Origin of the sequence: Streptomyces sp. NPDC058274, from assembly GCF_042881375.1 — a bacterium.
Lineage (GTDB): Bacteria > Actinomycetota > Actinomycetes > Streptomycetales > Streptomycetaceae > Streptomyces.
Genome location: NZ_JBHVXW010000011.1, coordinates 43,472 through 67,082, shown reverse-complemented (window position 1 = coordinate 67,082; position 23,611 = coordinate 43,472). Strand labels below are relative to the sequence as shown.

Here is a 23,611-nt window from a genome sequence, read left to right as displayed (position 1 = left end):
GACCCGCCGCGACCACGCCCCGCACCCGCACCCTAAAATCCGCACGTCAGGGGCTCACCCAGAACGCAGAGCCCCGTCTCGCACCACCCCGTACGAGGGAGCCGCACCCCATGGCCGAACACCCCGCCTACCCCGTAGGCCTCCGCCTCGCCGGCCGCCGCGTAGTCGTCCTCGGCGGCGGCCAGGTGGCCCAGCGCCGCCTTCCGGCGCTCATCGCGGCCGGCGCGGACATCCGCCTCGTCTCGCCCGAGGCCACACCCTCCGTCGAGGCGATGGCGGACGCGGGCGAGATCGCCTGGACGAGGCGGCCGTACGAGGACGGCGACCTCGCCGACGCCTGGTACGCGCTGATCGCCACCCGCGACCCCGCGGCGAACACCGCGGCCTCCGCGGAGGCCGAGCGGCACCGCGTCTGGTGCGTCCGCTCCGACGACGCCGACGCGGCCACCGCCTGGACCCCGGCCACCGGACACAGCGAGGGCGTGACCGTCGCCGTGCTCACCACCGACGCCCGCGGCCGCGACCCCCGCCACACCGCCGCGGTCCGCGACGCCGTGGTCGAGGGGCTGCGCGACGGCACCCTGGTGGCGCCCCACTTCCGCACCCGCACCCCCGGCGTCGCCCTGGTCGGCGGCGGCCCCGGCGACCCGGACCTGATCACGGTCCGCGGCCGCCGTCTGCTCGCGGAGGCCGACGTGGTCATCGCGGACCGCCTGGGCCCGCGCGACCTGCTCGCCGAACTCCCCGCGCACGTCGAGGTGATCGACGCGGCCAAGATCCCCTACGGCCGCTACATGGCCCAGGAGGCCATCAACAACGCGCTCATCGAGCACGCCAGGCAGGGCAAGTCGGTCGTCCGGCTGAAGGGCGGGGACCCCTTCGTCTTCGGCCGCGGCATGGAGGAGGCCCAGGCACTCGCCGAAGTGGGCATCGCCTGCACGGTCGTCCCCGGCATCTCCAGCTCGATCTCTGTCCCGGGCGCCGCCGGCATCCCCGTCACGCATCGCGGAGTCGCCCACGAGTTCACGGTGGTCAGCGGTCATGTCGCCCCCGACGACGAGCGCTCGCTGGTCGACTGGCCGTCCCTCGCGAAGCTCACCGGCACGCTGGTGATCCTCATGGGGGTCGACAAGATCGGCGCCATCGCCCGGACGCTCATGGACCACGGCAAGGCGCCCGATACCCCCGTCGCCCTGGTCCAGGAAGGCACGACCGCCGCCCAGCGCCGCGTGGACGCCACCCTCGATACGGTCGCCGACACCGTCCGCACCCAGGACGTGAAGCCCCCCGCCGTCATCGTCGTCGGCGAGGTCGTGAACGTGGGCGTGCCGCCCCTGGGGAAGCACGCCGAGTAACCCCGGGTAACCAACCCGTTCCCAGCCGTTGGCACCACACCCAGGACAAGGCAGTATCACCCTGTGGCCGATCTCATCACCGTTGAGGACCCCGACGACCCGCGTCTGCGTGACTACACGGGCCTGACCGACGTGGAGCTGCGCCGCAAGCGCGAACCCGCCGAGGGCCTGTTCATCGCCGAGGGCGAGAAGGTCATCAGACGGGCCAAGGACACCGGCTACGAGATGCGCTCGATGCTGCTCTCCGCCAAGTGGGTCGACGTCATGCGCGACGTCATCGACGAACTCCCGGCCCCGGTGTACGCGGTCAGCCCGGAGCTCGCCGAACAGGTCACCGGCTACCACGTGCACCGCGGCGCCCTCGCCTCCATGCAGCGCAAACCGCTGCCGACGGCGGACGAACTCCTGCAGTCCGCCCGCCGGGTGGTCGTCATGGAGTCGGTCAACGACCACACCAACATCGGCGCGATCTTCCGCTCCGCCGCCGCCCTCGGCATGGACGCCGTCCTGCTCTCCCCGGACTGCGCCGACCCCCTGTACCGCCGCAGCGTGAAGGTCTCCATGGGGGCGGTCTTCTCCGTGCCGTACGCCCGTCTGGAGACCTGGCCCAAGGGCCTGGAGTCGGTCCGCGAGGCCGGCTTCACCCTTCTCGCGCTCACCCCCGACGAGAAGGCCAAGACCCTGGACGAGGCCGCGCCCCACAAGATGGACCGGGTCGCCCTGATGCTCGGCGCGGAGGGCGACGGCCTGTCCACCCAGGCCCTGGTGGCCGCGGACGAATGGGTCCGCATCCCGATGGCCCACGGCGTCGACTCGCTCAACGTCGGCGCGGCGGCCGCGGTCGCCTTCTACGCGGTGGCGACGGGCCGCCCGCAGGCCTGACAGCGCTGAGCCCCCCGCAGGGCTGACAACGCTGAGCCACCCGCAGGGCTGACAACGCTGAGCCACCCGCACGGCTGACGACGAAGGGCCGCCCGCAGGGCTGACGGCGGCGGATCACCCGCACCCGCAGGGCTGACCGCGAAGCGGCGGCGCCCGCAGGGCTGACGGCAACTGATCACAGGGCCGGCCGCCAGGGGGCGACACCCGCAGGGCTGACGGCAACACATCACAGGCCTGACCGCGACGGATCACCCGCACACCCGGCGGAGGCCGCCCGCAGGCCTAACCGTCCTGCTGGACGTCACTCCGGTGCTGTTGGCCGGCCCGCTCCCCGGCGGGCAGCGGCGCGTACGGCTGCTCCTGGCGGACGCCCTCGCGCCCGCCGCCGAGCCCCCGCGCCGGCCCCTGGCATCCCTGCGCCGCCGCGATGCCCAGGGCCACCAGCAGGGTCACCACCACGAAGACGAAGAGCCGCTGGCGCAGCAGCCGCGGGTTGGCCGGCCGCCGGCCGGTCCCGGTGGTGCGAGGCCCCGGACGTGTGCCCGAGCGCGGTCCGGGCCGGTTGCCCGAGCGGGTGGTGTTGCGCGCGGGCGCCGGACGCGCGCCCGACCGCGAGCCGCCACCCGTGCGTGGCGGGGGAGTGCCCTGCGATCCCTGGGTGCCACCCGGCCGCCGCTGGGTGCGCTGGTCGGCGTACTGCTCGGCGAGCCGTCCGGTCGGCCGGTCCGGATCACCGCGCGGGGCAGGCGGCCGGACGTCGGCCAGGCCCTGCGCCTCACGGGCCGCGATCTCCTTGAGCCGCAGCGACAGTTGCAGCGTGCTGGGCCGCTCCTCGGGATCCTTCGCCAGACAGGCCCGTACGAGGGGAGCCAGCGCGTCGGGGACCCCGTGCAGCTGCGCCTCCTCGTGCACCACCCGGTACAGCATCACTTCGGAACTGCCGTGTCCGAAGGGCGAGTCGGATGTCGCCGCGTAGGCGAGCGTGGCGCCCAGGGAGAACACGTCGGTGGCCGGGGTGACGGCCGCGCCCCGCACCTGCTCGGGCGCCAGGAAGCCGGGCGAACCGACCGCCGTGCCGACGTGGGTGAGCGTGGAGGCCCCGGTCGCCCAGGCGATCCCGAAGTCGATGATCCGGGGGCCCTTGGGGGACAGCAGGATGTTGGACGGCTTCAGGTCCCGGTGGACGACACCGGCCTCGTGCACCGCGACGAGCCCCTCGGAGAGGGCGGCACCGACGGCGGCCACGTCGGCGGCGCTCAGCGGTCCTTCCTCGGCGACCTTGTCGTGCAGCGAGGGACCGGGGACGTACTGCGTGGCGAACCACGGACGGTCCGCCTCCAGGTCGGCCGCGACGAGCCGCGCCGTACAACCGCCCCTGATCCGTCGCGCCGCCGAGACCTCCCGCGCGAACCGCGACCTGAACTCCTGATCCTCCGCCAGGTCGGGCCGGATCACCTTCAGCGCGACCCGCTGGCCACGCCGGTCGGAGCCCAGATAGACAACGCCCATCCCGCCCGCGCCGAGCCGTCGGTGAAGCCTGAACGAGCCGACGACACGCGGGTCCTCGCGCCTCAGGCGCATCATCGCCATGTCCATCCCCGCTGCCCGGTCCGTTTGACGAGCCACAGCTTACGTTTCCGCGGCCGGGTGCGCGCATAGGCCGCGCCCTCGCGACCCGATCGATTGTCAGTGCCGGGTGAGAAACTTGAAAGGTGGTCAGGGAGCGTGCGACCAGGCCTGCTTTGAGCGGTCTGTGATCCCAACCATCCGTCGCAGAAGGGGGATTGGGCCCATGAAGGGTGACCGAGTGGAGATAGTCGTGGACGCCGGGGACACGACGCGTACGTACGAGGTGGTGGCCAGCAGGGCGGGCCGCCGGGTGGAGACGGCGGTGCGCCGAGGGGTCGTGGAAGTGAGCGAAGTCACCCGTAGCGGATCAGTGGTGCGCACCGCCCGCTTCATGGCGAACCGGGTGCTCGCCCTGGTCGAGCAGCCGATCCCGAGGGAGGACAGCTCGGAACAGTAGGAGCACACCGGCCGTCCCCTCCGGGAAGACCCTGAGACCCGGGTCCTCGTCTCCACCCAGGGGAGTACGGCGCAGGTCACGGCTCATCCTCCGGGAGGCCCGCCAATCGGTACGAGGGCATGACGACCCACCGCCGCCGCCCCCATAGATTTGAGGTCAAGCGGCGGGTGCAGCACTCGTCCCCCGAGGTCAGACACTCGCCGCTGCCAACCACAACAGAAGCTCGGTCAGGAGAGGGACCATGGCCCACACGGCACAGCGGACGATGATCCGCACGCAGGGACGCAGGGCATACGCCGCCGCGTTCGGCACCCGCCGCACGGGCCGTCGCCACCCACTGGTGGCGACCGCGATGGTCCTCCCCCTGGCGGCCCTGCTCGTAGTCGTCTTCGGCGGCTGGGAAGCAGTGGTCACACAAGCGTCGTCCGTGGGCGTGATGCTGGGGCGCTGAGCGGCGCCCCGGGCCCGGAAGAGCGGTCCGGGCGGGGACATCCGGCCATGAAACCCCGTGGGGACGGGGGTGCGGCGGACGGCACGAATGCCCGCGCAGCTGGGGAGCTGCGCGGGCATTTACGTCTGCCCGCAGACGCCGTCGGCGCTTCCGCACGGATACGTCCGGTCGTCGCCGTGATCGCTCCGGAGCCGGCCGGGGTACGGGGGAGTTCGTCGGCGCGGCGCCGCCTGCGTACGCTCACGGGGAGCCGACGACGTATCTCCAGGGGGACCGGTGACCGCAGACGTGCTGCCCGCGCTGACCGCGAGGGCGCGGGGCGCGGCCCACCCCGCGGACACCACGTGCGCGCACTCCGACGCCGTACTCGCCGACCGGCAGGACGGCACCGTCGTCCGGCACGGCGACACCGTGGCCAAGGCCCACGCCCCCGGCACGGACCCAGGGGAGCTCGCCTCCCGCGTGGCCGTCGCCGGGAACCCCGCCCTCGCGGACGTCCTGCTGCCCCCGCTCCGCCCGGCCCCCGCCGACCTGCACGGCCGCCTGGTGACCTTCTGGCCGTACGGCAGCCCCGTCGACCCGGAGATCCCGGAGGCGGCGCCCTGGGAGGCGGCCGCCACGCTGCTGGCCCGGCTGCACCGGGCGCCGGCACCGGACGGGCTGCCGCCCATGCGCGGCCCCGTCAAAGCCGCTCGCGCGATCGCGCGCCTCCGGGCAGCCGGACCGCACCCCGCCGCGGACCCGGTGCTGCGGGCCTGGGCCGGCCTCCCGCCCTGGGCCCGCGCCGAAGCCCCGATGCCGGCGGAACCCGGCGCCCTCTGCCACGGTGACCTCCACCTCGGCCAGCTGGTGCGCCACCCGGCGGCGACCGGGCCGTGGCTGCTCATCGACGTCGACGACCTGGGCCTCGGCGTCCCCGCCTGGGATCTGGCCCGCCCGGCCGCCTGGTACGCCTGCGGTCTCCTCCCGCCCGACGAGTGGACCCGCTTCCTGACCGCCTACCAGCGTGCGGGCGGCCCGGCCGTCCCCGCCGACGGCGACCCGTGGCCCGCCCTGGACGTCCCGGCCCGCGCCCTCACCGTGCAGACCGCGGCTCTGGCGATCGCCAAGTCCGTGACTGCGGACCGCCCCCTGGACGAGGTCCAGCAGGCCGTCGTCGACGCCTGCGACCGAATGGCCGCCGTCCCGCCCGAGTTGGCACGAGGTTTCGCGAAGTAAGGTGCAACCGACGGCCGCCGGACGGTGTCTGTCCTGGCGTAACGCGAAGCAGCACCGACGGCGAGGAGTTGAGCCGAGCATGCAGTGTCCGAAGTGCCATGCGCCCATGCACACGTACAACCGCAATGGCGTCCAGATCGAGCAGTGCAGCGGCTGCCGCGGGATATTCCTCGACTACGGCGAGCTGGAGTCGCTGACCCGCGTGGAGTCCCAGTGGTCCCAGCCGGCTCCGCCGCCGGGCGCCCCGCAGGCGTACCCCTCCGCTCCGGCGCCGGCCTGGGGCGCCCCGCAGGGAGGCCATGGCGGCCACGGCGGTCACTACGGCGGCCACCAGCGCCACAAGAGCTTCGGCCACATGCTCTTCTCGTCCTGACCGACGGGGCCCTCCCCGGTGGAGGGCCCCTCGTCGTGTCCGGAGCTCCGCGGGGGGACGCCGGAGCGAGGGCAGCACGACGAAGCCCCCGGCCGCAGAGGGCCGGGGGCTTCGGATGTGCGCGATACTGGGATTGAACCAGTGACCTCTTCCGTGTCAGGGAAGCGCTCTCCCGCTGAGCTAATCGCGCAGGTCACGCGGCTTCCGCCACGCTCACTGCTGGGCTTGCGTGCGCGATACTGGGATTGAACCAGTGACCTCTTCCGTGTCAGGGAAGCGCTCTCCCGCTGAGCTAATCGCGCGGGGATCCTTGCGGACCAGTGGACGATACTGGGATTGAACCAGTGACCTCTTCCGTGTCAGGGAAGCGCTCTCCCGCTGAGCTAATCGTCCTTGGAGGTGGAGACGGGATTTGAACCCGTGTAGACGGCTTTGCAGGCCGTTGCCTCGCCTCTCGGCCACTCCACCAGGAGTGCGGGGGTTCGGGAAGATCCCCCGTTTCCTGCGAGCGGACGACCAGGTTCGAACTGGCGACCTCAACCTTGGCAAGGTTGCGCTCTACCAACTGAGCTACGTCCGCGTGCCGTTTCCGGTCGGCTCACGCGTCCCGGCGACGTGTTGAACTCTAGCGGATTCCCGGGCCAGTACAAAAACGCGTTTGTGCAGCGTGCTGCGGTGCGTTCCGCGCCAGGACGCGGCCGGGTCCACCCGCAGGTCACCCGCCCTAGACTCGACTGCGTGCACGACCTCCCTCCTCTCGCCCGCTTCGGTGACCTCGTCGCGACCGGCCTCCGTGACGTGACCAGCGATCCCGCGGCCCTGGAGTCCACCGGCTTCTGGGCCGTCTCCGCGGACTTCGAGGGCCGTCTGGTCTGTGCCCGCTTCAGCGACGTACGGGCGGAGCCGGTACCCGCGCCGGTGGCGGGCGCGTGGCACGGACCGGCCACGGGTGACTGGACGTCGTCGCTCGACCACGACGCGTACACCAAGGGTGTGCGCCGCATCCGGGAGCACATAGCGGCCGGCGAGGTCTATCAGGCGAACCTCTGCCGCGTGCTGTCCGCGCCCGTGGCGGCCGACGCCGACGTGGACGCACTGACCTCGCTGCTGGCGCGCGGCAACCCGGCGCCGTATGCCGGAACGATCCGCCTGCCCCGGCACGGAGTCGAGACGGCCACCGCGTCCCCCGAACTCTTCCTGCGGCGGGCCGGCCGCACCGTCGAGTCGGGCCCGATCAAGGGCACCGGACGCACGGAGGCGGACCTGCTGGAGAAGGACTACGCCGAGAACGTGATGATCGTCGACCTGGTCCGCAACGACATCGGCCGGGTCTGCGCGACGGGGAGTGTCTCCGTGCCCGACCTGTGCGTCGTCGAGAAGCATCCCGGTCTGGTCCATCTCGTCTCCACGGTCCGCGGCGAACTGCGCGAGGACGCCGGCTGGCCGGAACTCCTCGCGGCCGCCTTCCCGCCCGGTTCCGTCACCGGCGCTCCCAAGTCCAGCGCGCTGCGGATCATCGACGCGCTGGAGACCGCGCCCCGCGGCCCGTACTGCGGTGGCATCGGCTGGGTCGACGCCGACCGCGGCACCGGAGAGCTGGCCGTCGGCATACGCACCTTCTGGATCGACCGCGCCGAGGGTGTCCTGCGGTTCGGCACCGGGGCCGGGATCACCTGGGGTTCTGACCCCGAGGGGGAGTGGCGGGAGACCGAGCTGAAGGCCTCGCGCCTGCTCGCGGTAGCGTCGGGGGCGTACGAGGCGAGTGGAGGAACTCTCACATGAAGATCTGGCTCGACGGCGGGTTGCAGGACATCGAGTCCGCCCGCGTCTCCGTCTTCGACCACGGGCTGACCGTGGGCGACGGCATCTTCGAGACGGTGAAGGCGGTCGACGGGCGGCCGTTCGCACTGACCCGGCACCTCGACCGGCTGGCCCGCTCGGCACACGGCCTCGGTCTGCCCGAGCCCGACCTCGACGAGGTGCGCCGCGCGTGCGCCGCCGTCATCGACGCCAACCCGATACCGCTGGGCCGGCTGCGGATCACGTACACCGGCGGCCACGGCCCGCTCGGCTCCGACCGCGGTGAGCACGGGCCGACCCTGGTCGTCGCCCTCGGCGAGTCCGCCCGGCGTCCCGACTCCACCGCCGTCATCACGGTCCCCTGGACCCGCAACGAACGCGGCGCCCTCACCGGCCTCAAGACCACCTCGTACGCGGAGAACGTCGTCGCTCTCGCCCGCGCGCGTGAACAGGGCGCCACGGAGGCCCTGTTCGCCAACACGGTCGGCCGGCTCTGCGAGGGCACGGGGTCCAACGTCTTCGTCGTCCTCGACGGCGAGATCCACACCCCGCCCCTCGCCTCCGGCTGTCTCGCCGGCATCACCCGTGCCCTCACCGTCGAGTGGACCGGTGCCAGGGAGACCGACCTCCCGCTGGACGTCCTGGAGCGCGCCGACGAGGTCTTCCTGACGTCCACGCTGCGCGATGTGCAGGGCGTGCACCGGGCCGACGGACGTGAACTGCCGGGCGCGCCGGGCCCGGTGACCGCCAAGGCGATGCGGATCTTCGAGGAGCGCGCCGGGGACGACCTCGACCCGTAGACCGCGGGCAGTGCGGAAATCCGGATGACGTCGGGTCGTCGGGCGGGTACAACACCCCTGATGACCACGACCCTGCGGCCGACCGAGCCGCTTCAGCACCACACCGACGGAACGCGTTCGCGCCACTACCAGGTGTGTGTGAACAGCCGTCCCGTCGGCGCGATAAGCCTCAGTACGCACCCCGTCTTCGGCCCGGCCGTCGCCCGGCTGGAGGACCTGCGCATCGAGGACGCGGACCGGGGGCGCGGCCGCGGGACGGTGGCCGCGCTCGCCGCCGAGGAAGTGGTGCGCGGCTGGGGGTGCGGACGGATCGAGGTGTCGGTTCCCGCCGACGCCGAGGCCGCGCTCAGACTGACCCGGGCGCTCGGTTACGTCCCCCGCAACCGCGCCATGGAGAAGCCGCTCGGCACCACCGCGCCGCAGCTGTCCGCGGGAAGCCGGGGCCGCCCCATGACCGAGGCGGAGTACGGCCCTTGGGAAGCGCGGGGCAGGGAGAGCTATGCCCGGACGTGGATCGAGCGCGGCGTGCCCGAGGACGAGGCGCACGCGAAGTCGCAGCGGGACCACGACCAGCTGCTGCCGCGCGGGATCGACACCGAGAACATGCTGTTCAGCGTGCTGGAGCACGAGGGAACGCCGGTCGGCACCCTCTGGCTCGCCCTGCAGGACGAGCGCGCTTTCGTCTTCGAAGTCGAGGCCGACGCCGCCCATCGGGGCAGGGGGCACGGCCGTACGCTGATGCTGCTGGCCGAGGAGCAGGCGGTGGCTGCCGGCAAGCGCGCCATCGGCCTCAACGTCTTCGCGGGCAACACCCCGGCCGAGCGGCTCTACGAGACGCTCGGCTACGAGACGACACTCCACCACCTGTACAAGAACCTGCTCTAGGTCCTGTCCGGTGCCGGGTCAGGACTCCCGCTCGGACAGCAGCCGGTCGGCGATCTCCTCGATGCGCTCGCGCAGCCCTTCCTGGCTCTTGCCGCCGTCGAGGCGCTCGCCGCCGATCACGTACGTCGGCGTGCCGGTGACGCCGATGGCCTTGCCCTCGGCCTGGTCGGCGTCGACGATGAGGATGTGCCGGCCGTCGATCAGGGCGGTGTCGAACTCCTCGGCGTCCAGGCCCAGTTCGCGAGCCACCTCGACCAGGAAGGGTTCCCCCTCACGGTCGAGGCGCTCGACGCTGCCGAGCACCGCCTCCACGTACGGCCACGCCTTGCCCTGCTCCGCCGCCTCCTCGGCGGCCTGCGCGGCGGCGAAGGCGTGCCGGTGCTTCTCCAGCGGGAAGTGCCGCAGCCGCAGCTCCAGCCGGTCGCCGTAGCGGGCGCGCAGGGCCCGCAGGTCGTCAAGGGCGCCGCGGCAGTCGGGGCACTGCAGTTCGCACCAGACGTCCAGGACGGGGGCGGAGGGGTGTGCGGAGGGGGAGTCGCTCATGGTCCACAGTCTTCCAGCCCCGGCAGCGGCGGCCCAACCGGGACCTGGGGAGGACGCCGGACCCCGAGATGTCCCTGAGGTCCGCCCGGAGCATGGCATACCGGGCACCGGGCGGTGCAGGATGGAAGGGACGAAGCGCCCGACCGAGCCCTGCCTGGAGGACCGGATGATTGCCGAGACCGTCTGTTCCGCCGTCTCCGCCGCCGGGCTGGGCATCGCCGCGGTGACGGCGTATCGCAAGCGCTTCCTGAGCGCGGTGCGTATCGCCGCCTATTCGCTGGTTCCCGTCGGCCTGGTGATGACCGGAGTCGTGGGCTGGGCCGCGGACACCGCCTTCAGCCCGACCGCGTGGGCCGGTTTCGTCGTGCTCGGCGGTGCGTGGCTGCTGTTCCTGACCACCCGAGCCGTCGAGCGACGTCGGGGCGGTACGCGCAAGGAGCGGAAAGAGGCCAGGGCCGCCGCTGGGCGCGAGGCCGTGGCCCCGGCCGCTTCGGCGCCCTCACTGGGCCAGAGCACGCGTCCCGCCGCCCGGCCGGCGCCGGCTCCCCGCGCCAACGGCTCTTCCGAGGACTTCAGCGACATCGAGGCCATCCTCAAGAAGCACGGGATATGACGGTCCGCAGCGCCCGGGGCTGGGCGCGGCCGTAAGTGATCAAGTGGGCCCGCGAAGTGATCAAGTCCGTCGCCTGCTCTCACCGGCAATGACGAACTCCCTGTCAATGTGCGCGTGTTGATCGCCTGCGGGGTGCCCGGTGCGCCATCATCGCGGCGAGATGCTGGACACAACACAGAGCGACACCGCCGCCCCTCCCGAGGAGCGACGTGGTTGTCTCTTCGCACTTTCCCAGCCACCGCTGATGATCTTCCTTGCGGTGATCGGCTGTCTGCTGCTCATGGCTTCGCTGCACGATCTGCTGCTGCTCTGAGCCGTACACGGAGCCCCTGGCGCCACCCGTTGCGGGCTCCGTCTTCAGCTTGCCGCTTCCTTGCGCCGGGCCCGGTAGGCCGCCACATGCAGGCGGTTTCCGCAGGTCCGGCTGTCGCAGTAGCGCCGGGAGCGGTTACGGGAGAGATCGACGAAGGCGCGCCGGCAGTCCGGGGCCTCGCAGCGCCGCAGCCGGTCCTGTTCGCCGGCGACCACGAAGAAGGCCAGCGCCATCCCGCAGTCGGCCGCGAGGTGGTCGGCGACGGAGGCGCCGGGCGCGAAGTAGTGCACGTGCCAGTCGTAGCCGTCGTGGTCGGTGAGCCGGGGCGTGGTCCCCGCCGCGGCTACCAGCTCGTTGATCACTGCCGCCGCACTCCGTGCGTCGTCGGCCGCGAAGATCGCCGCGAACCGGCCGCGGACCTCCAGTACTGCCGCGAGGTCGTGCTCCGACAGCACCCCCACATCGCTCATCTCGTGATTTCGCACGAAATGAGTGAGAGCGGGGACGTCCTGGAGACCGTCCGCCGTGTCGTCCTCCGGTGCGGTGTTCACCAGATCGACCACGGTGTCGAGCGCGCACCGGGTGTCGTGGGTGATCAGCACGTTTCGCTCCCTGGCGTGAAAGTCGGGCGGCGCCCGCCGGTGCTGGCCGAGCCTAGCGGCTCGGGGATGCCGGGGACGGGCTCGGGCCGCGCCCGGCACACACCCGTGACGGCCGAGACGCCTCAGGGCGCACACCGGCGCCGCCACCGCGGAAATCCCGCGGCGACGGCGCCGGTGTGTGTGCCATATGCAGTTGTCTGAGCCCGAGCCGTCTCCCCGAGTGGACGGCGCCGGGCGGCTCTGTGGTGTCTCGCTAACTCTCGGCCAGGATGTGTGAGAGCTCCGTGTCGAGATCGAAGTGGCGGTGTTCCGTGCCGGGGGGCACAGCGGCGTCTGTTCGCTTCAGGAACGACTCCAGGGCCCGTGCCGGGGCCTCCAGAAGGGCTTCCCCCTCCGGGGAGCTGAGGGCGATGCAGACGACGCCCTGACCGTGACTCCGGGACGGCCAGACTCGGACGTCGCCGGTACCGGTGGGCCGGTGCAGGCCCTCGGCGAGGAGGTCGCGGGCGAACACCCACTCGACGGTTTCCTCGGCTCCGGTGTGGAAGGTGGCGTGCACGGCGTAGGGATCGGCCGTGTCATACCGCAGTCCTGCGGGTACAGGCAGTGAGGACTCGCTCGACACAACGAGGCGCAGGTGCAGCTCGCAGCTGACCGTGGTGTTCATAAGCGCCAGGGCCTTTCGCTCAGTGTGCGCTCGGGGATTCGCACGTCGGCGAAATCGACATGCCACCTACGGTGCCGTTGTAAACCCCTCTGAGTGTTTTGCGTGTCTTTAGGTAGCTCATCCGGCCGAGAGTACGTTCGCGAGGTACGGCCATTCCGGTGACCGGTTTCTCTCGGGTAGGGTTTGGCCGTATGAATACGGGGAGTGACGAGCCGGGCGAGGTCGCCGTGGCTGCTGACGAAACGAAGGACGAGCGTCCGCTCGGTTCGCGGGCGCCGGAATTCATCAAGGCCCGGCGGGCCCTGCACATGAGCTGGCAGGTGGGGGTTTTCGTCGTCGGGCTCGCGGTCGTCGCCGCGGGCGTGGTCATGCTCCCGCTGCCCGGTCCGGGCTGGCTGGTGATCTTCGGCGGCATGGCGATCTGGGCGACGGAGTTCGTCTGGGCACAGCTGGTCCTGCGCTGGACGAAACGCAAGGTGACCGAGGCGACGCAGCGCGCCCTCGACCCCCAGGTGCGCCGGCGCAACATCATCCTGACGACCGTGGGACTCGTGATCATCGCGGTTCTCGTCGGCGTCTATGTCTGGAAGTTCGGCGTCGAGATGCCCTGGAACATCAAGGAGTGACGCGGCCTTCCGGATGACCCTGCCGGGGCCCCTCGGCCGGTCGGAGCCACCCCCTGACATGGGGTAATGTTCTCCCTGCGCCCGGGCGATTAGCTCAGCGGGAGAGCGCTTCGTTCACACCGAAGAGGTCACTGGTTCGAACCCAGTATCGCCCACCAATGCGATTGGCGGCCCTTGTCCACGGAATGCGTGGACAAGGGCCGCCTTCGTCGTTCTTGCGCGGCTGCGCCGCGCGGTGCGGGAGCTTCGCCACCCGGGACCCCTGAGGGTGCCGCTACCTTCGCAGCGAGCGGAGTTGGGGTGCCTCGGGGCCTCCGTGTGCTGCTCCGGGGGATGGGGGCCGGGGCTGAATCGAGGGCCAAAGAGCCCACCTCCGCTGCCAGTCGGCGGCCTCCGTCATTCACTCTGTGTTCTATCGGAATCACTCACTCCCTCCGCAAAAGGGTCAACGCCCCGATGTGGCCATGTTTTTCGGCCCCCCGAGGGGGCGTCCTGCGCATTGGGTCGTCTCCCGTTCGGCCCGTCGGTCGCAGGTGCTGGACCTGCGAGGTCGCGGGCCTGGGGTCGCGACGCCCAGCTTTTTGCTTCGTCGCGCGGGCATACCGTGGCACATTGGCTTCTGTCCGAATTGTTGATGTGCCCGGAAGGCCTCCGTGTCTTGTGTCGGCCGGCGCTTTCTCTCGCAATGATTCCTGAAGCGATCGCGGGGCACCGGGTTGTGACGGTGAGTCACGGCCGGGAGGTGTCGGCGGGCGGGCAAGCGGATCGAACCGCTCCGTCGGGCCCCGCGTGAAAGTGCCCGAAGACCAAGGGCGCAGACGGACTCTCAGATTGCGCGGGCCTTTCGGAAGAAGTTCCAGAGGCAGGTCGCAATGGGAAATCCGTCGGACATATTCCGTAAGGGTGCCGCTTTCTGTGGCTATTCGTCAGGAGGGGGCGGCCCGGACTCAAGTCCCGCCTCACGTCCTTGATGGACGCGGGAAATCTGGGCCTTGAGTAAACGCCGAGCCCTCGCCGAGCAGGGGGCGGAAATGCCGTGGCGCTAGCGCATCCTCCCCAGCACCTCCCGTACCCGTCGCGCGTCCCGGATGCGCTGTTCGTACGTCGCTCCCAGGGCCAGCAGCACCAGTCCGGCGAGTGCGGGAGGTGCCCAGCGGGGGATCGCGTCGACCACCTGGACGAGGTACGGGGCGAGTTCGTGCAGTGCGTCGAGCGCGAGCACCGTGCCGCCGAGGACGAGCGGGGCCTGCAGCCGGTGCCGGGCGCCGACGAGGGTGATGAGCAGTGCCGCCGCGCCGAGCAGCAGCGGTCGTGGCCAGTGTGCGTCGCCCCAGGCGGCGACGAGGCTCGGCACGAGTGCGACGGAGAGCCCCGGTCCGTACGCCGTCCACGACGAGGCCTGCTTGTCCCTGCGGTGCCTCAGCAGGCCCACGACCAGCGCGGGTACGGCCACCGGAAGGGCGTACGCCTCCGGGGAGGCGACCTCCCAGGACGCCAGCCTGACCCAGGTGGCCAGCAGGAACAGGGCGGTGGCCGCGTAGCCGACGGGACGCCGGTCCTCGCGCACGGCCGTGCCCGCCGCGATGACACCGCAGAGCGCCAGGACCAGGGCCAGCATCGGGGGAGTGGTGACCGCGAGACCGACGGCGAGCAGTGAGGCAGCGGCTCCGGCGGCCTCCACGGACACGACCGCGGACGAGCCGCCGAGCCGGGCCGCGAGAAGGGCCGCACCGGCCGGCACCACGAGCACGAGCAGCGCGATCTGCTGCGGCTGCCAGTCGAGGAAGGCCCCTACGGCGCAGGCGAGGGCGGTGGCGTGGACCAGGGCGGCGGGAAGGACGAAGGTGCCGAGGTGCGCTCGCAGGGCGGCGGCCGCGAACAGTGCGGTCAGCGCGGCGAGGACGGTCAGGGTCGCGCCCTCGGAAGCCAGCGAGAGGAACGCGAGGCTCACGGAGGTGACGAGGGCGGAGAGAAGAGCGGCGGAGCGCGTGGCCGCCGGACCGCGGGTCGAGGAGGCGTACGCCAGCGCTGCCAGGATCAGGATTCCCTGCATCAACAGGGCGGCTCCGTAAGGCAGTTCGAGGGCGGCCGGGAGGGCGAGCGCTGCCGCACAGGTCAGCGTCAGCGCACAGGTCAGCGCCTGCGGACGCCGTTCCGGTACGCGGACCGCCGCCGCCAGTACACCGGCGACCAGCGCGAGCACGAGCGGTGCCGTGGACGTGCCGGGTGGCCAGGGGAAACCGTCCATGCCGACCGCGTCGCGGGCGGTCGCCGGGGTCCCGGACCAGACGTGCTCCGCCCGGCCGGCCGGGCCCAGCAACGTGAGGGCGACCACCGGCAGCGTCGACACCACGGCGAGGGCCTGCACGATGCCGGAGGCCCACGCAAGGCCCCGCCGTAGGGCTTCGGGCAGCCGGGTCCGTATGACGGCCAGGAGTGCGATCGCGCAGACCAGATAGGCCGGAACCGTCCAGGCGCCGGGCAGTGCCGGGCGCGGGATGCCGCCGAGTCCGGCGACCGTGACCAGTCCGCCGGCCAGTGCGACGCCCGTGGCGGTGCCCGGATTCGGTGCCCGCCAGGCCGCCGCCAGGGCGATCGCCGCGGCGAGGAGGAGGAGCGCCGCCGCACGGGCAGCGGCGCTCGGGCCGGTTGCCTCCAACGAGAGCCAGCCGGCCGCCAAGGTGCCCCCGCCGCCCATGCCGTACGCGCCGACGGCCGCGACAATGCGTACGGACCGTACGGGCGCCCGGAGCGCCACCGCCGCGTCGAGCGCGGCCGTGGCCAGCAGTGCCGCCGTGATCATGTGGGGGCCCGCACCGGCCGCGACGGCCCAGAGCAGCAGCGGGAGTTGGGCCGTGGCCATGGCGGTGGGCAGGGGCAGGCGCAACGGGAGACGACGGTCCGGGTCGTCGGCCTCCGCCGGTCCGGCCGGCCGGTGCAGGGCGCCGAGCGCGAGTCCGTAGCCCGCCCACAGCGCGGCCAGCGCCGCCGACGTGACAGCCGCGTACCTGACCCCGCTCACGTCCGGGAGCGCGACCTCGTACAGGGCATACGTGTCGAGCACGGTGAGCGCGAGCCCGAGGCCCGCCAGCGACTCGGCGGTCGATCGCAGTCCCCGGCGCAGCAGCCACACCGGCGCGCTCAGCGTGGCCAGCGTCACCGCGCCCAGCACCAGCGCCCGCCCGGCGATCCCCATCTGCCCCCAGCTGACCAGCGTGAACGCGACGGCGGCGATGGTGAGCAAGGTGCCGCCGAGCAGCAGAAGCACGTTCTGGACACCGGGAGCGGTGGCCTCGGGCGGCCGCGTCGGCGTGGCACCGAGCGCGGGGGCGGGGCGGCTCGCGGATGCCGCCGCCGTGCGGGGTGCCGGTGCGGCCATCGACTGGAGTACGCCGACCAGCCAGGCGCGGCGGGCCAGCAACTGGGACCGGCGTGCGTCGAGTTGCCGCAGCTCGGCGTCGAGCAGCCGCAACTCCTCGGCCGGGGACGGGATGTGGGTCATACCTCCGGAGTGTGGTCCCCGTCACCTTCTCCGGCATGAGTGCGCGTACTCACGCCGTACTCAGATCCGCTGGGGACCGCCTCGGCACATGGACCGTTTTCGTGCGGGCACACTCGGCACATGGACTGGTGTCATTACCGTTTCCGCAGCCTGTGGGCCCTGCCCGCACCGCCCGCCGCTGTCTACGCCGCCCTCGAACAGGCGGAGGACTACCCGCGCTGGTGGCCCCAGGTCCGTGAGGCGAACCAGATCGACGAGCACACCGGCACCCTCCGTATCCGCTCGCTGCTGCCCTACGACATGGTGTTCACCGCCCGGGAGGTGCGGCGCGACCCGGCGGCCGGGATCCTGGAGATCGCGATGACCGGTGACATCGAGGGCTGGGCGCGCTGGACCCTCACCGCCGACGGGCCGGGCACCCGGGCTCGCTACGACCAGGAGGCCGAGGTCCGCAAACCCCTGCTGCGGCGGCTGGCCGTCCCGGGGCGCCCGGTCTTCCGCGCCAATCACTCGCTGATGATGCGGGCCGGGCAGCGCGGCCTGAGGACATACCTGGAAGCGGTTTGAACGAGACCCGCGGAGACCTGTATGGTTCAGTGCGTTCCCGGGCGATTAGCTCAGTGGGAGAGCGCTTCGTTCACACCGAAGAGGTCACTGGTTCGAACCCAGTATCGCCCACCCGGAGAAGGCCGGTCCGTCACAGACGGACCGGCTTTTTGCATACCCGAACATCCTCGCGCGATCAGGCCGCCGCCTGCAGGTCCGGTCGCAGCGGCCACGCCGGATCCACCGACTCCTCCGAGCCGCTGCGCGCGAACCACGCCTGCAGACCGCGCGCCTGCGCCGCGTGCCACACCGACTGCAGGGTGTGCAGCTCGGCCGGCGAGAGCCGCTCCAGGCGGGAGGCGAAACGGCGCCCCACCGCTCGTACGACATCCAGCGCGGCCTGTGCGTCGGCCGCGGCGTCGTGCGCACCCTCCAGCTCCACCTCGTAGTGCGCGCACAGGTCGGTGAGCGTGCGGCGGCCCTTGCGATAGCGGTCCAGATGCTTGTCCAGGACCCGGGGGTCGAGCACGTGCAGCGGCCTCGACTCGAACCAGCGGTCCAGTGAGGACGCGCGATGGCGGCGCAACTCCCGGTCCAGGAGCGTCAGATCGAAGGGTGCGTTCATCACCACGAGCGGACGGCCCGCCGCCGCCTGATCGCCCAGCTCCCTGGCTATCTCGTCCATCACCGGCGACGGCCAGCGGCCGTTGCGCTGGAGATGCTCGTCCGTCAGCCCGTGCACCGCCGTCGCCCCCGCGGGCACCGGCACTCCCGGGTTGACCAGCCACCGGGACACCCGTGGACGGGTCCCCGGGGCGTCCTGGACGACGACGGCGGCCGACACGATCCGGTCGGTCTCGACGTCCACGCCCGTTGTCTCCGTGTCGAACGCGGCCAAGGGGCCCTCGTACCAGCACGTCATACGACCACAACTCCTCGTTCACCCACGGCAGCTGACGCACCGTCTTCTGCCTGTTTGGTGATACCCGGGCTGTTTGCGCCGTACGCCGGGAGGAGACAACAGAGGTACGGGTCTTTGCAGTTCAGCGACTCGTCACGGGGATTCACCTGGTTCGGAAGGCTGTTGGAGTCATGGCAATCGCGCAGCCCGAACGGGGCGGGCTGCTGCCCCAGCGCGCGGCACCCCCTCGCGGCTCACTCGCCACCACCGCGTGCATGGAGACACTGCAGGTGGGCTATCTGCACGCCGTCGCGGCGGCCGCAGGGTGCTCGCTGTCGCAGCCCTTTCCGGACAACGGCATCGACTGGCACGTCAGCCACAGCGCCCCCGGGCACACGGTCGACGACGAAGTCACCATCAAGGTGCAGCTCAAGTGCACGTACCAGCTCCCGCCGAACCCGCCGGGACCCGCCTTCTCCTTCACGCTCGACAACGCCCACCTGGAGAAGCTGGCCCGCACCCCGGTCTCGGTGCACAAGATCCTGGTCGTGATGATCGTCCCGCGGTCGCAGGACCAGTGGCTGCGGGCCGGGCACGACCGGCTGGACCTGCGGCACTGCTGCTACTGGACCAACCTCGCCGGCCATGCCGTCACCGGCCGGCGCAGGACCACCGTCCGCATACCGACCTCGCGCATCTTCGACGACCGGGCGCTCTGCGAAATCATGACGCGGGTCGGGACGGGAGGCAGACCGTGACCCACCGCCCGATCGACGAACCCCTGCGACCGGTGCGCCCGCACCCTGTCGACGCGTTCTGGAGCGAAGGGCCGCCCGAGCCCGGCCAGGTGGACCCGGCCGTACTCAGCGCGCTCCTGCACCGCAACGGCTGGCAGCGGCGCGGCGGAGCGCCGGGACGGTACGGCCGCTGGACCCCGCCGGGACCCGGCGCCGGCGGCACCAGTCTGCTCGTGCCGGAGAGCCGCGCCTTCCCGGACAGCGACGACCTGCTCGGCGAGGCCCTCGTCGCGCTCTCCCGCAGCGGCTCGCCGTCGGCCCGCGACATCCTGGTCGGCCTCGCCGTGCCCAGCGACGAGATCCGCTGGTGGCGGGACGTCCCGACCGGGCCCGTGGGCGCCGCCCCCTGGACGGTCGAGGAGCAGCTGCGCGCGGCCGCCCGGCAGATGCTGCTGGCGGGCGCACTGGCCACGCGCGCGCGTGCGGGCTACTACGGCGCCCGGCACCGCAGGCCCGCCGTCGCCTCCCTGGAGAACGTGCTCGTCGGTGCCGCACCCGACGGACGCCGGCTCACCGCGTTCGTGCCCGTCGCGCCGGGGCGGCCGGTCGCAGTCCGGCTGCACCAGGCGCTGTACGCCGCCCGCGAGGCCATCGACTACCGGCGCGCCACCGGCGGTATGGACGCCTTCGACGCGGCTGTCGAGGCCGGCGTCAGCCACGAACTCATGGAGGCGCTGGTGGCCCTCGTGCGGGGCACCGAGGGCGCCCGTATCGCCGTCGAGTGGGCGCCCGGCGCAGGGGTCCCCGAGGGGTGTGCGACGCCCGCGGAGCCCGTCGAGTTCTCCCCCGGTGACCTGCCCGTGCTGCGCGAGGCCGGCGCCCGCTATCTGCGCGAGGAGCCGTCGGTGCCCGTGCGTCTCACCGGCGCCGTCGTACGGATGCGCAGGTCGGGGCCGCGCGGTGAAGGTGCCGTACGGCTGCGGGTGATCGCCGGAGCCGAGGTCCCGCACGTCCGGATGACCCTCGACGAGGAGTCCTACCGCATCGCGGGCCATGCCCATCTGGTCGGGCTCCCGGTGCGGGTGCACGGCCGCCTGGAGAGCCGGGGCGGCTTCCGGCGGCTCACGGACGCCTCCGGGGTCGCACCCGTGCAGGTCGACGAGGCCGAGCGGGACCGGCTGATGAAGTCGCTCCAGGAGACCGCCGAGATCGCGGCCTTCTTCGAGGAGGCCTGTTCCGGGGACTGACCGGTCCGGAGGCCGTCCGCCGAGGGCCCGGCCGGAACCGTTTCGCGGACGGCACCCCCGGCTCGGTAGGATCCCTAAGGCATTCAAGCCATGCCTTGTGCGGGTGTGCAGCCCCCTTGTGCAGCCCCCTTCAGTCAGGAGAGTCCGGTGTCAGACGTCCGTGTGATCATCCAACGCGATTCCGAGCGGGAAGAGCGCGTGGTGACGACGGGCACTACGGCCGCCGACCTCTTCGCCGGTGAGCGCACCATCGTCGCGGCCCGGGTGGCCGGAGAGCTCAAGGACCTCGCCTACGAGGTGCGCGACGGCGAGACCGTCGAGGCCGTCGAGATCTCCTCCCAGGACGGTCTGAACATCCTGCGCCACTCGACCGCGCACGTCATGGCGCAGGCCGTGCAGGAGCTCTTCCCCGAGGCCAAGCTGGGCATCGGCCCGCCGGTCAAGGACGGCTTCTACTACGACTTCGATGTCGCCGAGCCGTTCACGCCCGAGGACATCAAGCGCGTCGAGAAGAAGATGCAGGAGATCCAGAAGCGCGGGCAGAGGTTCTCGCGCCGGATCACCAGCGACGACGCCGCCCGCGAAGAGCTCGCGGACGAGCCGTACAAGCTGGAGCTCATCGGTCTCAAGGGCAACGCGGCGCAGGCCGCCGAGGGTGCCGACGCCGAGGTCGGCAGCGGCGAGCTGACGATCTACGACAACCTCGACGCCAAGACCGGCGAGCTGTGCTGGAAGGACCTCTGCCGCGGTCCCCACCTGCCGACCACCCGGAACATCCCGGCGTTCAAGCTGATGCGCTCGGCCGCCGCGTACTGGCGGGGCAGTGAGAAGAACCCGCAGCTCCAGCGCATCTACGGCACCGCGTGGCCGTCCAAGGACGAGCTGAAGGCGTACCTCGACTTCCTGGTCGAGGCCGAGAAGCGCGACCACCGCAAGCTCGGCGCCGAGCTGGACCTCTTCTCGATCCCCGAGGAGCTGGGCTCGGGCCTCGCGGTCTTCCACCCCAAGGGCGGCATCGTCCGCCGGGAGATGGAGACCTACTCGCGCAAGCGCCACGAGGACGCGGACTACGAGTTCGTCAACACCCCGCACATCTCGAAGGAACAGCTCTTCGTGACGTCGGGACACCTGCCGAACTACGCGGACGCGATGTTCCCGCCGCTGGAGTTCGACGGGCAGAACTACCGCCTCAAGGCGATGAACTGCCCCATGCACAACCTGATCTTCAAGGCGCGTGGCCGCTCGTACCGCGAACTGCCGCTCAGGCTCTTCGAGTTCGGCACGGTGTACCGCTACGAGAAGTCGGGCGTCGTGCACGGCCTCACCCGGGCCCGCGGCTTCACCCAGGACGACTCGCACATCTACTGCACCAAGGAGCAGATGGCGAGCGAGCTGGACTCCCTGCTCACCTTCGTGCTGGACCTGCTGCGCGACTACGGCCTCAACGACTTCGAGCTGGAGCTGTCCACCCGCGACGACTCCCCGAAGTTCATCGGTGAGGAGTCGGAGTGGGAGGAGGCCACCAACGCGCTGCGCGAGGCGGCCGAGAAGCAGGGCCTCCCGCTGGTTCCCGACCCGGGCGGCGCCGCGTACTACGGCCCGAAGATCTCCGTCCAGGCCAAGGACGCCATCGGCCGCTCCTGGCAGATGTCCACCATCCAGGTCGACTTCCAGCAGCCCAAGCGGTTCAACCTGGAGTACACCGCGGCGGACGGCTCCAAGCAGCAGCCGGTCATGATCCACCGGGCGCTCTTCGGCTCGATCGAGCGGTTCTTCGCGGTGCTCCTGGAGCACTACGCGGGCGCCTTCCCGGCGTGGCTCGCGCCCGTGCAGGCGATCGGCATCCCGATCGGTGACGCCCATGTGCCCTACCTCGCCGGCTTCGCCGAGCGGGCGAAGGCCGCGGGGCTGCGCGTCGAGGTCGACTCGTCCTCGGACCGGATGCAGAAGAAGATCCGCAACGCGCAGAAGCAGAAGGTGCCCTTCATGGTCATCGCGGGCGACGAGGACATGGCCGCCGGCGCCGTCTCGTTCCGCTACCGCGACGGCTCGCAGGAGAACGGCATCCCCGTCGACGAGGCGATCGCCAAGATCGCGAAGGTCGTGGCGGAGCGCGCCCAGGTCTGAACGGCTCGGCGCACGTGACGGAAGGCCCCCGGGAGGCTCAGCTTCCCGGGGGCCTTCCCTCGTCCCCGCGGCCGCGGGAGAACACCTGGATCAGCCAGGACGAGAACGAACCGGTCACCGCGCCCAGCAGCGCGAGACCGCAGGCCATCAGACCCACCGCGATGATCCGCCCGAGCGGCGTCACCGGAGCGACATCGCCGTAGCCGACCGTCGCGAGCGTCGAGCACGTCCACCACACCGAGTCCCCGAAGGTCCGGATGCTCGCGTGCGGCGCCGCGTGCTCCTGCTGGTAGACGGCGAGGGCACCGGCGAAGCCGAGCAGCGTCACCGAAAGCGTCGCGTACGTGATCACGCGCGCGTGCAGGCTGAGCGTGGGCTCCCCGTGGTGCCGCTGTACGGCCTCGTAGACGCGGACGATCCGCACGGGACGCAGCAGCGGCAGCGCGAGCACCACGGTGTCCAGCCAGTGGGTCCGTACGAATCCCGGGCCCTCCCCGCTCAGCCGCCAGCGCACCGCGTAGTCCACGGCGAACAGCGCCCAGGCGGCCAGCGTCACCGCGAGGCAGGTGTCCCGCCAGATGGCGGGCAGACCGTGCCCGAGGACCCGCACCGCGTACGAGGCGAGATAGAGCAGGGACGCCAGGGCGAGCGGGATCTCGGCGCGGTGCTCCCAGCGGATCATCATCTGGGGGCGCTGCTCCGGGAGGGGCATCCCGGTGCGCTGTTCCCCGCGGTCCGTACGGCCGTCGTCGTCCATCGGCCCAGCTTGGCGGGAGGGCCTTTTGTGCGGTACCCGCCGACACGCCGCGAACGGGCGAAGCAATATGCTGCACCTCATGACGAGTGAGCCGGAGCAGCAGATCGGAGTGGGGACGCGGGACGCGTTCCAGCGCTTGTGGACGCCCCATCGGATGGCCTACATCCAGGGCGAGAACAAGCCCACCGGCCCGGGAGCCGACGACGGCTGTCCCTTCTGCTCGATCCCGGCCAAGTCCGACGAGGACGGCCTCGTCGTGCGCCGCGGAGAGCATGTGTACGCGGTGCTCAACCTCTACCCGTACAACGGCGGTCACCTCATGGTCGTGCCCTACCGTCATGTCGCGGACTACACCGACCTCACGGACCCGGAGACCGCCGAACTCGCCGAGCTCACCAAGCAGGCGATGACCGCGCTGCGGACGGCCTCGGGGGCGCACGGCTTCAACATCGGCATGAACCAGGGCAGCGTGGCGGGTGCGGGCATCGCCGCGCATCTGCACCAGCACATCGTGCCGCGCTGGGGCGGGGACACGAACTTCATGCCGGTCGTCGGCCACACCAAGGTGCTGCCGCAGCTGCTCGCGGACACGCGGAAGATGCTGGCGGAGGCCTGGCCCACCGTCTGACTCCGGCGGCCC

24 protein-coding genes and 7 tRNA genes are annotated in these 23,611 nt (G+C 71.7%); 19 read left to right on the top strand and 12 right to left on the bottom strand.

From position 1 onward, the window contains the following. Positions 1-110 precede the first annotated feature (110 nt). Together cobA and ACFVYF_RS22350 are read left to right on the top strand one after the other, a co-directional pair. The gene (cobA, locus tag ACFVYF_RS22355) at positions 111-1,355 is read left to right on the top strand and encodes a uroporphyrinogen-III C-methyltransferase (protein WP_389457791.1); all 1,245 of its coding nucleotides are present in this window, start codon (positions 111-113) and stop codon (positions 1,353-1,355) included. Between the two features lie 63 nt (positions 1,356-1,418). Then, positions 1,419-2,237: a TrmH family RNA methyltransferase gene (locus ACFVYF_RS22350; protein WP_383286618.1), complete on the top strand. Its 819-nt coding sequence runs from the start codon at positions 1,419-1,421 to the stop codon at positions 2,235-2,237. Between the two features lie 282 nt (positions 2,238-2,519). Here the strand turns inward: ACFVYF_RS22350 and ACFVYF_RS22345 are convergent, their stop codons facing one another. Beyond that, positions 2,520-3,833, bottom strand: a complete 1,314-nt coding sequence (locus ACFVYF_RS22345) for a serine/threonine-protein kinase (RefSeq protein WP_389457789.1) — start codon at positions 3,831-3,833, stop codon at positions 2,520-2,522. 196 nt (positions 3,834-4,029) lie between these two features. On the opposite strand from ACFVYF_RS22345, the gene ACFVYF_RS22340 reads away from it, so the two are divergent. From ACFVYF_RS22340 to ACFVYF_RS22325, 4 genes are all read left to right on the top strand, one after another. After that, positions 4,030-4,263, top strand: coding sequence for a hypothetical protein (locus tag ACFVYF_RS22340; RefSeq protein WP_121404330.1), 234 nt, complete (start codon positions 4,030-4,032; stop codon positions 4,261-4,263). A gap of 241 nt (positions 4,264-4,504) precedes the next feature. Then, on the top strand, positions 4,505-4,714 hold the full coding sequence (locus tag ACFVYF_RS22335) for a hypothetical protein (RefSeq protein WP_389457787.1): 210 nt from the start codon (positions 4,505-4,507) through the stop codon (positions 4,712-4,714). A 276-nt stretch (positions 4,715-4,990) separates the two neighbouring features. Then, complete coding sequence (locus ACFVYF_RS22330; RefSeq protein WP_389457785.1) at positions 4,991-5,932, top strand: phosphotransferase family protein; 942 nt, start codon at positions 4,991-4,993, stop codon at positions 5,930-5,932. 79 nt (positions 5,933-6,011) lie between these two features. Further along, positions 6,012-6,305: a zf-TFIIB domain-containing protein gene (locus ACFVYF_RS22325; protein WP_389457783.1), complete on the top strand. Its 294-nt coding sequence runs from the start codon at positions 6,012-6,014 to the stop codon at positions 6,303-6,305. 118 nt (positions 6,306-6,423) lie between these two features. Here the strand turns inward: ACFVYF_RS22325 and ACFVYF_RS22320 are convergent. The 5 genes from ACFVYF_RS22320 to ACFVYF_RS22300 all read right to left on the bottom strand — a co-directional run bounded on the left by ACFVYF_RS22320 (position 6,424) and on the right by ACFVYF_RS22300 (position 6,885). Further along, positions 6,424-6,495 (bottom strand) — tRNA-Val (locus tag ACFVYF_RS22320). 40 nt (positions 6,496-6,535) lie between these two features. Next, a tRNA-Val gene (locus tag ACFVYF_RS22315) sits at positions 6,536-6,607 on the bottom strand. A 19-nt stretch (positions 6,608-6,626) separates the two neighbouring features. After that, positions 6,627-6,698 (bottom strand) — tRNA-Val (locus ACFVYF_RS22310). A gap of 1 nt (position 6,699) precedes the next feature. After that, positions 6,700-6,773: transfer RNA gene (locus tag ACFVYF_RS22305), tRNA-Cys, on the bottom strand. Between the two features lie 39 nt (positions 6,774-6,812). Further along, positions 6,813-6,885: transfer RNA gene (locus ACFVYF_RS22300), tRNA-Gly, on the bottom strand. Positions 6,886-7,043: 158 nt separating this feature from the next. Between ACFVYF_RS22300 and ACFVYF_RS22295 the strand changes: the two genes are divergently transcribed. From ACFVYF_RS22295 to ACFVYF_RS22285, 3 genes are read left to right on the top strand one after another with little or no spacing between them, the layout of a single operon-like run. Beyond that, the gene (locus tag ACFVYF_RS22295; protein WP_389457781.1) at positions 7,044-8,087 is read left to right on the top strand and encodes a chorismate-binding protein; all 1,044 of its coding nucleotides are present in this window, start codon (positions 7,044-7,046) and stop codon (positions 8,085-8,087) included. Next, positions 8,084-8,905, top strand: a complete 822-nt coding sequence (locus ACFVYF_RS22290) for an aminotransferase class IV (protein WP_389457780.1) — start codon at positions 8,084-8,086, stop codon at positions 8,903-8,905. The genes ACFVYF_RS22295 and ACFVYF_RS22290 overlap by 4 nt, the downstream gene beginning before the upstream one ends. Positions 8,906-8,965: 60 nt before the next feature. Next, entirely contained in the window at positions 8,966-9,790 is an 825-nt protein-coding gene (locus ACFVYF_RS22285) for a GNAT family N-acetyltransferase (protein ID WP_389457778.1), read from the top strand. Between the two features lie 18 nt (positions 9,791-9,808). Here ACFVYF_RS22285 and ACFVYF_RS22280 read toward each other — a convergent pair whose 3' ends face one another. Next, positions 9,809-10,333, bottom strand: coding sequence for a DsbA family protein (locus tag ACFVYF_RS22280; RefSeq protein ID WP_389457776.1), 525 nt, complete (start codon positions 10,331-10,333; stop codon positions 9,809-9,811). Positions 10,334-10,499: 166 nt separating this feature from the next. On the opposite strand from ACFVYF_RS22280, the gene ACFVYF_RS22275 reads away from it, so the two are divergent. Then, positions 10,500-10,946: a hypothetical protein gene (locus tag ACFVYF_RS22275; RefSeq protein WP_389457774.1), complete on the top strand. Its 447-nt coding sequence runs from the start codon at positions 10,500-10,502 to the stop codon at positions 10,944-10,946. A gap of 160 nt (positions 10,947-11,106) precedes the next feature. Next, positions 11,107-11,259, top strand: coding sequence for a hypothetical protein (locus ACFVYF_RS22270; RefSeq protein WP_010988207.1), 153 nt, complete (start codon positions 11,107-11,109; stop codon positions 11,257-11,259). 44 nt (positions 11,260-11,303) lie between these two features. On the opposite strand, the gene ACFVYF_RS22265 is transcribed toward ACFVYF_RS22270, so the two are convergent. Continuing rightward, positions 11,304-11,861: a CGNR zinc finger domain-containing protein gene (locus ACFVYF_RS22265; protein WP_389457772.1), complete on the bottom strand. Its 558-nt coding sequence runs from the start codon at positions 11,859-11,861 to the stop codon at positions 11,304-11,306. 253 nt (positions 11,862-12,114) lie between these two features. After that, complete coding sequence (locus tag ACFVYF_RS22260; protein WP_003959770.1) at positions 12,115-12,528, bottom strand: SsgA family sporulation/cell division regulator; 414 nt, start codon at positions 12,526-12,528, stop codon at positions 12,115-12,117. Between the two features lie 191 nt (positions 12,529-12,719). Here ACFVYF_RS22260 and ACFVYF_RS22255 point away from each other — a divergent pair, with 191 nt between their 5' ends. Both ACFVYF_RS22255 and ACFVYF_RS22250 read left to right on the top strand, forming a co-directional pair. Beyond that, the gene (locus ACFVYF_RS22255; protein ID WP_389457770.1) at positions 12,720-13,154 is read left to right on the top strand and encodes a TIGR02611 family protein; all 435 of its coding nucleotides are present in this window, start codon (positions 12,720-12,722) and stop codon (positions 13,152-13,154) included. Between the two features lie 83 nt (positions 13,155-13,237). Further along, a tRNA-Val gene (locus tag ACFVYF_RS22250) sits at positions 13,238-13,312 on the top strand. Positions 13,313-14,196: 884 nt separating this feature from the next. Here the strand turns inward: ACFVYF_RS22250 and ACFVYF_RS22245 are convergent. Beyond that, positions 14,197-16,656, bottom strand: coding sequence for an SCO7613 C-terminal domain-containing membrane protein (locus tag ACFVYF_RS22245; RefSeq protein ID WP_389457768.1), 2,460 nt, complete (start codon positions 16,654-16,656; stop codon positions 14,197-14,199). 120 nt (positions 16,657-16,776) lie between these two features. Between ACFVYF_RS22245 and ACFVYF_RS22240 the strand changes: the two genes are divergently transcribed. Beyond that, positions 16,777-17,223 (top strand): SRPBCC family protein, encoded by a 447-nt coding sequence (locus ACFVYF_RS22240; RefSeq protein WP_389457766.1) that lies wholly within the window; start codon positions 16,777-16,779, stop codon positions 17,221-17,223. Positions 17,224-17,262: 39 nt separating this feature from the next. Next, a tRNA-Val gene (locus ACFVYF_RS22235) sits at positions 17,263-17,334 on the top strand. A gap of 64 nt (positions 17,335-17,398) precedes the next feature. Here ACFVYF_RS22235 and ACFVYF_RS22230 read toward each other — a convergent pair. Further along, positions 17,399-18,124, bottom strand: coding sequence for a 3'-5' exonuclease (locus tag ACFVYF_RS22230; protein ID WP_389457765.1), 726 nt, complete (start codon positions 18,122-18,124; stop codon positions 17,399-17,401). 170 nt (positions 18,125-18,294) lie between these two features. Between ACFVYF_RS22230 and ACFVYF_RS22225 the strand changes: the two genes are divergently transcribed. The 3 genes from ACFVYF_RS22225 to thrS all read left to right on the top strand — a co-directional run bounded on the left by ACFVYF_RS22225 (position 18,295) and on the right by thrS (position 22,214). Then, the gene (locus ACFVYF_RS22225) at positions 18,295-18,861 is read left to right on the top strand and encodes a DUF4365 domain-containing protein (RefSeq protein ID WP_389457763.1); all 567 of its coding nucleotides are present in this window, start codon (positions 18,295-18,297) and stop codon (positions 18,859-18,861) included. Continuing rightward, complete coding sequence (locus tag ACFVYF_RS22220; RefSeq protein ID WP_389457761.1) at positions 18,858-20,087, top strand: hypothetical protein; 1,230 nt, start codon at positions 18,858-18,860, stop codon at positions 20,085-20,087. Before ACFVYF_RS22225 ends, ACFVYF_RS22220 begins: the two co-directional genes overlap by 4 nt. 147 nt (positions 20,088-20,234) lie before the next feature. Then, positions 20,235-22,214 (top strand): threonine--tRNA ligase, encoded by a 1,980-nt coding sequence (thrS, locus tag ACFVYF_RS22215; protein ID WP_389457760.1) that lies wholly within the window; start codon positions 20,235-20,237, stop codon positions 22,212-22,214. A gap of 37 nt (positions 22,215-22,251) precedes the next feature. Here the strand turns inward: thrS and ACFVYF_RS22210 are convergent, their stop codons facing one another. Next, positions 22,252-22,926: a potassium channel family protein gene (locus ACFVYF_RS22210; RefSeq protein ID WP_389458033.1), complete on the bottom strand. Its 675-nt coding sequence runs from the start codon at positions 22,924-22,926 to the stop codon at positions 22,252-22,254. Positions 22,927-23,038: 112 nt separating this feature from the next. Here ACFVYF_RS22210 and ACFVYF_RS22205 point away from each other — a divergent pair, with 112 nt between their 5' ends. Continuing rightward, complete coding sequence (locus ACFVYF_RS22205; protein WP_389457758.1) at positions 23,039-23,599, top strand: HIT family protein; 561 nt, start codon at positions 23,039-23,041, stop codon at positions 23,597-23,599. Positions 23,600-23,611 lie beyond the last annotated feature (12 nt).